At 58.4% G+C, this 11,713-nt stretch carries 5 protein-coding genes; all 5 read right to left on the bottom strand.

Annotated elements, in window-relative coordinates; translation table 11 throughout:
* Positions 1 to 122: 122 nt before the first annotated feature.
* Complete coding sequence (locus DNK59_RS28195; protein ID WP_110725307.1) at positions 123 to 3,056, bottom strand: TIGR00180 family glycosyltransferase; 2,934 nt, start codon at positions 3,054 to 3,056, stop codon at positions 123 to 125.
* A 58-nt stretch (positions 3,057 to 3,114) separates the two neighbouring features.
* Complete coding sequence (locus DNK59_RS28190; RefSeq protein ID WP_110725306.1) at positions 3,115 to 6,696, bottom strand: glycosyltransferase; 3,582 nt, start codon at positions 6,694 to 6,696, stop codon at positions 3,115 to 3,117.
* A 109-nt stretch (positions 6,697 to 6,805) separates the two neighbouring features.
* Positions 6,806 to 8,371, bottom strand: a complete 1,566-nt coding sequence (locus DNK59_RS28185; protein ID WP_110725305.1) for a flagellar hook-associated protein 3 — start codon at positions 8,369 to 8,371, stop codon at positions 6,806 to 6,808.
* Positions 8,372 to 8,384: 13 nt separating this feature from the next.
* Positions 8,385 to 10,436, bottom strand: coding sequence for a flagellar hook-associated protein FlgK (flgK, locus tag DNK59_RS28180; protein WP_110725304.1), 2,052 nt, complete (start codon positions 10,434 to 10,436; stop codon positions 8,385 to 8,387).
* A 10-nt stretch (positions 10,437 to 10,446) separates the two neighbouring features.
* On the bottom strand, positions 10,447 to 11,709 hold the full coding sequence (flgJ, locus tag DNK59_RS28175) for a flagellar assembly peptidoglycan hydrolase FlgJ (protein WP_110725303.1): 1,263 nt from the start codon (positions 11,707 to 11,709) through the stop codon (positions 10,447 to 10,449).
* Between the last annotated feature and the right edge of the window lie 4 nt (positions 11,710 to 11,713).

Here is an 11,713-nt window from a genome sequence, read left to right as displayed (position 1 = left end):
ATCGAAAAAACACATGAAAAACCAGCGCTTCAGCACTTTCACCGGTTTTGCGAAGATGTAAAAAAGCCCACTTAAAGTGGGCTTTTTGTGTACAGCACGCTGCGAGAGGATATTGATGACTCTCAGCCAGCAGACTGCTCCAGCAGCTCCATCCAAGGAACCGCAGCCACAGGACCAAGGCCATAGCCACGCCCCTGCAAGGTCAGGTTCTTGTTGTAGAAGCGATCATGCTCCAAAACCTGCGACCACTTGTCCTGAAGTGCTTGCAATGCACTTGGCGATGATTCCAGCAATCCCGGCTGAATGACTTGGACATGGGGAGTCCAGACTGTCAGATAACCACCCTGGCCAATACGCAGACACAGGTCGACATCGCCCAACCCCTCGGCAAACAAGTTGTCGTCGACGCCATCGGCGGCGTCGAACAATTGCTTGGCAATCATCAGGCAGGCAAAAGACACCGCCGAACAGTTCTGTTCCACCACCAATCGATTGAGATACCCCACGGACGTCTTGGGCTCACCAACAAACGCCGAACCGACACTACCATTGAAGCCCATGATCAGCCCCGCCTGGGTTACCCGCGCCTGCCGATCCACCAACTTACCCCCCACAACGCCGACTTCAGGGCGCAGGACCTGGTTAAGCAGTGACTCAATCCAGTTGACATTGAGGACTTCGCTGTCAGCTGCCAGCGTCACCAGGTATTCACCCTTGGCTTGCTGGCTGAGGGTGTTGATCAATGTCGCAGCAGACAAGCCGGGTTGAATACCGAATTGACGCAAACGCTTGGCTTGCTGCCCCTGAGAGGCCAGCCAATCATTCAATGGCGCCGAGTAGGCCGGGTCTTCAGCCAACAGGATCTCGTAACGCTGGTAGCGGGTTCGCTGCAGTATGCTGAGCAGGCAGCGCTGCAAGGCCGGCAGATCCTTAACACCGTGAAGGATGATCGATACCAGCGGACGCTCAGTAAAACGGTAGTCGATCTTATGGGTCCCCGGTACCGGCGCGCTGATATCGGCCTGATAGCCTCGGGTGGCCAGATGCCGCAATAGCGCCTTGCGCTCGTCAGCATTGTTCTGTGCCATGGGCGCCTGGCATACCAGCAACGGCTCGGCCAGGTGGGCTAGCCCGTCCAAACCACCCTGCTCGATCAGGCGCAACAGCAGATCAAATTCCAGGGCCCCCTTGAATTCGCGGGAATAGCCCCCTGCCTGCACCAGAGCATCGCGGCGTACCAGCCAATGCTGTGCCAGCAGGGCAGGACAGTTCTGCAACTGGTCCAGGTTGAAACCCGGACGGAATACATCGCGCAAGGTGCCATCCGGTAGGCGCTGGATCTCATCCATGGCCACCGCACGGCATTGCGGTGCAGCCAACAGCTCAAGGCTTGCCTGATACAAGCCGCTGGGCGTGAGTTCGTCTCCAGATTGCGCCATGACCAGCCAATCGCAGTCGCTTTGTCGCACTGACTGGTTGATCTTGTCGACGTAGTTGTTCTCGTCGACCTTGACGAAATGCAAGGTGTTCTGCGGGGTGGTGACCGCAGGCAGGTCACCACAGGTGAAGACAATGATCTTGAAATTGCGGCAATAGCTGTTGATCACACTATCGAAGGTCGCCTGCAACTTGAGGATGTCGGCCTGCAGGTCCAGTAGCAATATCCCGAAAGAAGGCCCACCGGAGTGGCGCGCCAAGTGCCGACCGATCTTCTCCACCTGACCGGCATCCGGCTCACGTGCTTCGAGCCAATGCAGAAGGCGTCCGGAGCGGGTTGTATCAAACCACTTAGCGCATTGCGCCAGTGATGCTGCCTGCAATCGAACCTCCCAGCCCCGTACCGCCTGCGCACGCTGCTCCTCACCTCGGGCCTGCAGCGACTGACTCATCTGCTGTACCACTGGCAAATTGAAGGCGTAGAGTTCGAAGGCTTTCTGTAGCCGATCATCGAGAGGCTCGGCACTAGCGTTACGCTGGACTCGCAAAAGCTCTTTCTGCTGGAGCATGACGCCTTCGAGTTCCTCCAACTGCCGGCGACCACTTGGTACCGCATGCAGGAGAAATTCCAAGGTGCTCAATTGTTCGAAAAACGCCTGGTTGTAGAAGGGCAACTCTACGTACTGGGTCGGCTCGAAGCGCCGGACCGGCTGTTCCAGTAGCGAGTCCCAGGTCGACTCGATCAGCTTTTCCGTTTCAAGCGCCGGCAAGCTTGCGAGGTACTTGCCAACGGCCAGCAGGTTGTCCCGGGTACGCTGGCGAATGCCCTCGCCGTCAGAGGCGTCTAAAGCCAAAGCCTCCAGCGCCTGAGCGAAACGCTCGTATTCAACCCGGGCCTGCGCGTCACGGTAGCTCAATTGCGCTGCGATCTGCTGGCTTTGCAGCCTTGAAGCGCAATGCCGCTCATGCAGCCCGTAGGGGAGTGGCAACAGACGCACCTTGGCAGCGACCGTCAGACCATAGGAATGCCCGATCTCCTGCAGGGCCGGATTGAAATCCGCCGGCATCGAGACATACCACTGACGCAGTAGCTCAGTACGGGTCACTGCACTGATCAACGATGGACAATGACGGGTAAACACTTCCAACCGAGCCTCGGCAGACTCCGCGCAATAGTCCTCTTCTCCCTTGCGATCAAGACGCAGGTAATCGACTCGCTGGGCATGCGCCTCGAAAGCCAGGCTGTATCCCTGGCAAGCACCGTAGTCGCAATGGGTCTCAAGAAAGTCCAGAGACTGCTCGACCCCTTCACGCAAAAGGAAATCCTCGACATCGGCCATGGCCATGTAGGGAGTCTTCAGCATGGCGATGGACTGACGCAATTTGCCGCTAAAATGCTCGGCACCGTCCGTCGGCAGATGCAGATAAAGCACATCGGAAAACTCGGCACCGATCTCGTTATCGCTATCGCTCGACGAGTCGACCACCAGCACCCTGCAAGGCCATTCACTGTAATAGCGCAGCGCTCGACGCAAAGCCCGAGGCTGCTCATGAGCCAGCAAAACCAAGGTGAAACGCTCACTCAAGGGGGATGCGCCGTTGGGAAAATTGCTTAGCATATGAATTCCTGTCCGCTCAATCGGAGGCATTAGGTTGGGCTGATGTCGCTCACACCCATCAGTCTGCAAGCCAGCCATCGGCCCAGTACTGCAGGTTATCGCCACGCAACATGAAGTCGCGCAGTACCACCTCGCGCAACTCATCGCCCATCTGGTAACTGGCTTGTGGATCGGCCAGGTGCATCCGGATAGCCTGCAGCCACTCCTGCGCCGAGTTACTGATGACCCGGGTACAGGGTAGATGACCACGATAGGCCTCGGTATCCGAACAGATCACCGGATAACCGCAGGCACCGTACTCAAGCAAGCGCAGATTGCTCTTGCAGTCATTGAAAATATGAAACTCCAGTGGCGCCAGCGCCAGGTCGAGATTCAGGCTTGCCAGCTTGGCCGGGTAATTCGCCAGACTCACACCAGGGTGGTACTCGTGTACATAAGGCTTGAGTACTTCAGGACACATTCCGAAAAACACCCACTCCACCTCATCGGCCAGCTCCTTCACTACATCGGCAATCAACTCCAGATCACCACGGTGGCTGGTGCCGCCGCCCCAGCCAATCCGCGGCTTGAGTGAGGTACGGCGCTGACTGCGAATCTGGCTCCACAAATGCGGCGCCAGCATGTTCGGCACCACCCGGATATCCTGATGCATGCTGGAAAGGGTGTTGGCAAGGGCATAGGTCGAGACCACCACCCGGTCACACTGTGCGATCCCACGACGCAACAAATCCTCGATGTTGTCGGGCATGTTGCGAGCGTGCTCATTGCGCTCGGGGATATGCGCAACGTAATCGTCCAGTTCATAGATCCTGCGGGCCTGGGAGTAATTGCGAACCTGGCCGATGTCCTTGAACTTGGAGGTGTTGTAGCGCCCCTGAAAGATCACCACGTCCGGCTGCAGGCGCTCAACCTCGATAATCGAAGGCATATGATAAGCCACGCTACCCGTTACCCTCTGAGCCGCCTGCAACTCCATCAGTGGCTGGCTGACACGGTAGTGACCGATGGCAGAATTGTTCAGGGCCAAGCCGAGAATTGAGGGCACTGATCGACTGCAAAGTGGACTCCATCCCGCACGCGAACCGGGCATCAATCCGAAGCTGATGCCCGACAGAGTAAGATTGTGGTTGTAGGCAGGATCCCGAGCCACCTTCGGCAGCCAGCGCCTGAAGAACGTTTCCTGTTCACGTTCCAGTTGCTGCTCCCAGCCCTCCTCTCGTCGAACTTCCTGGGAAGCTACCAATACAACCGCCGCATGCGGCGTAGTCACGATCAGGTAACCGTCCTTGCCCACACGCAGGCACAACTCCAGGGAACTGATCCCCTGAGTACCAACCTCTACGTCGAAACCGCCTGCGTCCTCGAAGACCTGGGCTCGCACCAATAGGCAATGACCGCTGACGGCGCTCCAGTTCTGCACCACCCGCATGCGTTGCATGTAGCCGCCCGAGGACACCGGCTCGTTGACAAAGGCTCGACCAGCAAGGCCTTCCAGGCCAAGTATCAATCCTGCATCGATGACATTGCCCTGCAAATTCAAGGTCCGCGGCCCGACTATCCCCACCTCCGGACGCTGTCCGTGATTGAGCAGCTCTTGCAACCAATCCTTATCGCGGACAACACAGTTGGCCTTGAACATCAACAGATAATCACCCCGAGCCTGGCGCGCCGCGAAGTTCATCAACTGCGCTTCACTGCCACCCTGCTCATGGAAGAAGATCCGCAACGCGTCACTGTCGAGATCTGCCATGGACCGCAACCAGCGACCCAATTCGGGTTGGGTGCTGGCGTTATCCACAATGATGATTTCATAGCGGGTGTAGGAGGTATGAGTGATCAGACTATTGATGCACCGCTCCAGCGCCACCAGATCATCCTTGACCGAGAGGAGGATCGACACCAGCGGTTCAGAGGCATGCACATATTCAATCCGCGGAATCAATTGCAAGCCCCCCTCCTCATGCAATCGATGCTCTACACCGATGCGCTGCAAATGGGTTGCTAGCAGGCGCGGGTTCTGCTCCACGACTTGCGGCAGTGAAAGCCATTGAGCAAAGGAAAACTGAGACTCGACCTGAATCTCGGCAATGTGCTCGATCACCTGCGGTCCATGGCTCTCCACCAGCCGCCAGATAAGGTCATGAGGTGCCAACTCGCCAAACCGCGCATCGAAACAGCCCAGACTCAGCACAGCCTGGCGATCGAATGCCAACGTACGCCCCACATAGGGGTATGAACGCAACAGATCGAGATTGAAGTCCGGTTTGAAGATCGGCTCCATCGATCTCCCATCGACCAGGGCTCCTTCGTCACTGTATATGCAGAAGACTCCCTGGCTGCAGGCAATCCGTTCGGCCAGAATCTGCAGCGCCGTATCCCGCAAACAGTCGCCCGCACGCAGCAGATAAAACCAGTCCACACCATCTTGCTGGACCAATAGCTCGTTGACCCGAATCAGCCAATCGCGGCCCAGGGCAAGCCGCCGAACCTTCTGATCCAGGGCGCCTTGGCCATCGGACAAGAGCAACACATGCGACTCGTAGCCCTGAGCTGCAATGCTGGCCAACGTCAGGTCCACGGCGCTGTCATCCGCATCGGTGTCGATGACCAAAAGCATGATCTGCGGACGCCTTGCCCAGAAACTCATCTGCCTGGATAGCAACTGCTGCTGCGCCGGGCTAAAACGACGATACCGCAACCATTGAACATAGAGATCGCCATAACTTTCAGTATCGGTACCGACATGGCTCTGGATAATGCCTTGGCGCCCCGCCATAAGCGCATATAGGTTGATTTCCTCCCAGTCACGCGGTGACGCCTCTTGCGCCTCATCCAGCGCAAGGTGACGCACCCAGCCCTGGGCCGGAGCCTGATCACCGCTGCGCTGTTTGAGCATCTGCTCCAGCCAGCCCCACTCAACGATTGCGGCGCTGACTATTTCCGGACGGCGCGAAAGGCGCTCCGGATAAAGGCGCTCGAAACTGCCTAGGACATTTAGTTCCACCAGGTTGCCGCGCCGCAAAAGACAGACGAACAAGGCAAAGTCGAGCGTCGCAACAAATCCACCTTGCTCCTGTGCCAGGGCCGGCAACAGAGATTCGATGTCCGACCGGCGCATCAATGCACAACTGAAGCCCCCGATAATATTGCGCGGAGCCTTTTCAAAGTACGCCAGCAGGTCCTGCCCGTTGAACAGCGCATCGAACTGAGTAAGACCCACATTTTCCATGCGGATTGGCAGCACATAGCTGTCAGCATCGAAGAAGTGGTGCTTGCTCACCACCAGCCGGACGTCGTCCCGGGTATCGAGAATCTGCGCCTGGCGTTCGATGCAATCGGCCACCAGTTGGTCATCGTCACAGAGAAACTTGATGTATTCGCCGGTAGCCTCTTCCAGGCAACGCAGGATATTGCGCTGAAACCCCAGCCGCTGAGGATTGCGCACATAACGCAGATTGACGGCAGGATGCGAGCTACGCGCCTCGGCTACGATCTGTTCGATTTCATCCGTCCGACAGTCATCGCAGACAACGATTTCAAGACTGGAGTAGGTCTGGTCAAGCGCGCTGCACAGTGCCGCACTGAAAAAGCGAGGGTTGAATGCCGCAATGGCGATGCTGACAAGAGGGGCTGGTTTCACGCACGTAACTCTCGACCGGTATGCGCCGGCTCACGTGAAAGCGGAACGCCCCGATCCATAAAAGAATAAGAACAGGGATCGTACAGGCCGCCACGATCCCCGCACTGAATCAGACCTTGTTGAACAGGCCCAACTGAGCGATTTTGCTGAATGCCAGTTGCGAAGCCTGCAGCATGGTTTGTTGCAGGGTCAGGCGAGTCATCACTTCGGCCGGATCGGAATCGCTGATCGCAGAACGGGTCTTGATGTTGGCCTCAGACAAGCTCTCATTGATTTCTGTCTGGGTATCCAGGGCCTGACCGCGACCACCAATCGAACTGATACCGATAGCCAGTTGATCAACACCGCTGGTCAGGTTGGCAATACCCGAGGCAAGGTCGGCAAGCTGCTTCTGGGTAGCAATGGTATCGCCGGTCACTGGGGTGTTGAGGGCGTTTTTCAACTGGCTCACGGTGTCCAGAATGTTCTGCGTTTCATGAGTATTGACCGCAACACTGAACTGATCGTTGGCAGCGGGAGCGGTGCCGTTCAACTGGAAACTCACGCCAGCCGCCGTAGCTACGTTGCCCGCAGTCAGCGTTCCCGAAGACACCGGCTTACTATCGGCAGTCACGGGAGCAGCATACAGATCGAAATTGGTGGCGCTGGTAAACTTGAGCACCGCCGAACCACTAGGAAAAGCCGCTTTGTAGGCCGCCTGGTCGGTCACAGTAGTACTGCTGACCTGGGCCATGCTCGGGTTACCCGGGCTGCGGGCTACATTGAAGGTATCGGGCTTGGCCGCCAAGGTGAATTGATGCCCTGGCAATAAGGCCGCTGGGTCGTCGCCCGCCTTCAAGTTGACGTTCAGGTTCAGGTCGACCCCACGAAAGCTCACGGTCTGGTTGGGACTGGTGTCGAATACCCCACCCTTGCTCGCTTCGGATGTGACATCGACACCATTGGTGTCAGTGATCTTCAACTGAGTGCCAGTGACGAACTCGACCTTGTAGGGCTCGCCGCTGCGAAAGCTGTTGTTGTAATTGACGCTATTGGTTACCTGCCCATTGGACAAGCTCACACGGCCATCATCCACCGCCGGCAAGACACGAGTGACCTCGCTGCGACTGGTGTTGAGGGCCTGCTGGAAAACATCCCAGCCAGTGCTATTGGCGGCCATTGTCATGGTATCGCCCACCGGCAGCTTGAGGCTGCTCTGGTCACCGTTGTAGCTATAGGTGCCATCAGAGTTGCGAGAGAATGGCGGCACATCATCCTTGGAACCACCAAAAATGTACTTGCCGTTTTCATCCCGAGTGTTCATCAGGCTCAGCAACTGCTCTTCGATCTGCCCCAGTTCAGAGGCATTGGCCTGACGGTCGGCATCAGTGTAGCCAGCGTTGCCAGCCCCCAGCGCCAGTTCCTTGGCTCGCGCCAACACGTTGTTGATACTAGTCATCACCGACTCGGCCTGGCCCAGCGAGGCCTTGATCGAGTTGGTATTGCTCTTGTACTGATCAAGCAGAGAAGCCTGCTGGCCCAATTGCAGCAAGCGCGAAGCACCTACCGGATCGTCTGCTGCGGTATTGACGCGAACCAGACTGCTGGACTCTTCGCTGCTCTTGACTACGTTGGCGAAGTTCTTCTGATAGTTGGCAGCCGAAGTCTCGTAAAACTGGGCGGTGGAAATGCGCATGAGCTACGACTCCTTAAAGGCTGTTGATCAGCGTGCTGAAGGTTTCCTGCGCAGCCTTGATAATCTGCGAAGACGCGGTGTAGTACTGCTGGAACTTGACCAGGTTGCCGGTTTCATCATCCAGGTTGACCCCGGACAGCGAGTCCCGGGCACCCTTGGCGTTGGCCAGGATGGAACCGTTGGCAGCGCTGTCGAGCTTGGCCTGGCTGGCCTTGGCGCCGACGTTCTCGATCAGCTTGCCGTAGGCATCCACCAGGGTGATGCCCTTGCTCGCCGCACCTGTGTCCACGGTCTGCTTGGTCTGCAGGCCCGACAGCGCCAGGCCGTTGCGGTTATCGGAAGAGCCGGCGCCATTCACCGAGATGCTCATGTTGTCACCGGCGTTGGGCGAACCAGCAACGGTCATCTGCACCGTGAAGGTCTTGGTCACAGGTGGCGTGCCGCCGTCAGTGATCGGGTTGCCGCTGGCATCGAGCATCTTGACTTGCAGGTTCAGGACATTGCTCTGCCCCGGCACGATAGAGCCGCTGCCCATCTTGACGCCCTTGGCATCAAAGTAATCGTAGGTCTGGCTACCGCCGGACGCCGCATTGAACACCACCTTGACCGGGCCGGAATTCTTCAGGGCGGTCTGCATCTCCAGCTTGCTGGCTGCATCGTAGTTGTCTATCGGCACCGCCAGGGACGGCTGCGCAGAAATGCTCAGGGAGCTCTTGACCCCGGCACCGATCTCGGCCTTCAACGGTGCAGCCAACGCCAGGCGCTTGGCGTCGGTCATTTCCGTCTGGATGGTGGCCGCGGCATTGCGGGTCGGGATGATCTTGAAGCTGTCACCGGCGGCCACCGTACCACTGAGGTTCAGCGAGAAGCCGTCGATCACCGGCGCCGGACTGGTCGTCGTGCTGAAGCTGCCCATGTCGGTGCCATCGGAACGCTTGACGCTGTAATCGGTGGCGCTGCTGAAAGTCACCGTGTAGTCACTGGTGCTCAGCTTGCCGGTGTCCTTGATCGTCACATTGAAGTTGCCCGAACCGGCACTGTTGCCAGCACTGGCCATGCTGCGCTGACTGATCATCCTGAGGCTGTTGATGTCGTTGAACAGGTTGCCGCCGAATTCACCGTTCTTGTCGATGCCCTGGGCCATCTGGCTGTTCATCTGGTCGGCTACCACCAGGGCCACGCGCCCCAGTTCATTCATGGCCGGGTCCAGCACTTCGCTGCGATAGCGCAACAGGCCGCCAATCTCGCCGCCGGTGGTGACGTTGGTGATGTCCGCGGTGCTGGTACCACGGTTGATCTGCAGCATGGAGCGGGTCGGATCGTTCTTGCCCTGCACCACTTCCAGGGTATTGGCGGAGTTGCCCATCACCAGTGGCTGGCCGCTGCCCAGGTACAGATCGAGGCTCGAACCGCGCTCGGATACCTGTACGCCGATGAACGTCGAAAGCTGACGCACGGTTTCATTACGGGCATCCAACAGATCGTTGGGCATGCCATTGCCGTTGGTCGACAGCTCGGAAATCTTCTGGTTGAGCTGAGCCACGGTATTGGCCAATTTGTTGACCTGGTCCGCCATGCTCGCCAGGTTGCCATTGATGTTGCTGTTCTGCTCGTTGAGCTGGCTGGACACCGAGTTGAAACGGTTGCTCAAGGCCTGAGTGTCGCTGAGCAGCAACTGCCGGGAAGCCTCGTCGGTAGGCTTGGCGTTGAGGTTCTGCAGCGAGGCGAAGAACTTGGTCAGGGCGCCGTTCATGCCGGTGCCGTTGTCCGACAGCAACTGGTCGACCGGGCTGATCTGGCCCTGGTAGGCCGCAACGTCACTGTTGAGGGACGTGGCGGTGCGCAACTGGGCATCGAGGAAGCTGTTGTACACCCGGCGCACGTCGGCCAGGGTGGTACCGGTGCCGATGAAGACATTGCCGAATTGAGCGGAGGCCTTGGTGCCCTGCACGGTCTGCTGGCGCGAGTACCCGGCGGTATCGGCGTTGGCAATGTTGTTACCCGTGGTCATCAACGACGTTTGGCTGGCGGCCAGCCCCGACATCCCGATATTGAGCAAACTCATGATTCAGACCTTATAAATTCGTGGAAACGCTCGCCGCAGCGTAGTTCTGGTAATTCTTCATCTGCTTGGCTATCTGCGAAATCTTGCTAGCGTAATCCGGGTCCGTTGCATACCCGGCTTTTTGCAACTCGCGAACAAACTGTTCTGGTTTATCGGCCACCTTCAGCACTTCTTGATAGCGATTGTTGCTCTGCAACAAGGTCACCAGATCGTGGAAGCTGTCCTGATAGGAATCGTAGGAACGGAACGCCGCCGTCTCCTTGACCATCTGCCCATTGCGGAATTCGCTGGTGATCGCCCGGGCCTGGGCGCCCTGCCAGCTCTTGCCGGCCTTGATGCCGAACAGGTTATGACTGCTGGTGCCATCCTGCTGGCGCATCACCGATTTGCCCCAGCCGGTTTCAAGAGCGGCCTGGGCCACCAGATAGCGAGGGTCGACGCCGATCCGCTGAGCTGCCTGCTGCGCCATTGGCAGCATGGTGGCCACGAAATCGTCGGCGGAGCTGAAGGCACGCTTGGCCGGGGCCAACGGCGGCTGGGCCATGGCCCGACCATACACGCGCATTTTGCCCTGGGACGCGGCATAGCCCTGATTGACCCGCCATTCGCCGCGCAGTACCGCATCAGCGGCGGCCGTGGTGCGACTCGGCGCCGCATTCTGTGTAGTGGTATCGGCAACACCACCGGCCGACGGCACGATCCCGGTCAACAGGCGATCGGTCAGCTTGCTCGGCAGCGACAGACGGCGCTGGTTGAGCAGGACCATGTCGTTATGGGCAACGGAGGTGCGCAACGGGTCATGGGCGCGGGAGGCCCACAACGGCCGCTGGCCATTGGAGCGGCTCAAGGGACCATCCTGGGCACTGGTGCCCGCGGCAATCGGCGTCGCTGTCGCCACCGGCGCAGCGGCCGGCGCCGGTGGCGTGGCGCCCGGCGTGGCCGGCTTGTTCTTCATCATCTGGCGCATCAGCACATTGGCCAGGCCGATACCGCCGCCCTCACGCGACAAGGACACCGCGAGCTGCTGATCGTACATGTCCTGATACTGCTTGGCGGCCGGGGTATTGAGCGGGTTGTCCTGGGCGATGACATCCGTGGCCTTGCGCATGGACTTGAGCATTTCGTTGAGAAACAGCGATTCGAACTCCTGCGCCACCTTGCGCACGTTGGCTTCGCCGTTCTTGTCTCCGACCTTGAGCTGCTGCAGACGATTGAGGTCGGAATAGGACCCGGAATCGCCGCTGCCAATCAGTCCGCTCTTACGTATATCCATGGCC

The organism is Pseudomonas sp. TKO26, from assembly GCF_003225665.1.
Taxonomy (GTDB): Bacteria; Pseudomonadota; Gammaproteobacteria; order Pseudomonadales; family Pseudomonadaceae; genus Aquipseudomonas; species Aquipseudomonas saponiphila.
Note: the sequence above shows the minus strand (reverse complement) of the source record. Positions and strands in the feature narration are given on the sequence as shown.

What these genes read in the sequence shown, in the direction of transcription:
- DNK59_RS28195 (WP_110725307.1), bottom strand. Translation starts at nt 3,056, where the DNA reads ATGCTAAGCAATTTTCCCAACGGCGCATCCCCCTTGAGTGAGCGTTTC.
- DNK59_RS28185 (WP_110725305.1), bottom strand. Translation starts at nt 8,371, where the DNA reads ATGCGCATTTCCACCGCCCAGTTTTACGAGACTTCGGCTGCCAACTAT.
- flgK (WP_110725304.1), bottom strand. Translation starts at nt 10,436, where the DNA reads ATGAGTTTGCTCAATATCGGGATGTCGGGGCTGGCCGCCAGCCAAACG.
- flgJ (WP_110725303.1), bottom strand. Translation starts at nt 11,709, where the DNA reads ATGGATATACGTAAGAGCGGACTGATTGGCAGCGGCGATTCCGGGTCC.